General features: G+C 54.8%; 1 protein-coding gene. It reads right to left on the bottom strand.

All coding sequences use genetic code 11. The features are described from left to right. Positions 1 to 252 (bottom strand): flagellar M-ring protein FliF C-terminal domain-containing protein (locus FDX22_RS20935; RefSeq protein ID WP_304571795.1); only part of this gene is annotated, 252 nt, incomplete at both ends.

Here is a 252-nt window from a genome sequence, read left to right as displayed (position 1 = left end):
GTCGTCGCCATTTGGGCTGTACTTCTCTTCGGTTTGCTCTTTGTTGGCGAAATCCAGCTGGGCAGTAACCTGTGCATGTACGTTGCCGTTACCGACAATGGGCGACAGGATTGATTCAATACGACGCTGTACGCGACCTTCAACATCGCTGGCATATTTCAGCTGCGCATCGTTCAGGTCGCGGCTGCTGGTGTTCGACTGGGTTAACAGATGTCCTGCTTGATCGACCAGCGTCACGTTGCCCGGCGGCAA

This window comes from Citrobacter sp. TBCS-14 (assembly GCF_005280805.1).
GTDB classification, from domain to species: Bacteria; Pseudomonadota; Gammaproteobacteria; order Enterobacterales; family Enterobacteriaceae; genus Citrobacter; species Citrobacter gillenii.
This window is presented reverse-complemented; position numbering and strand designations above follow the sequence as displayed.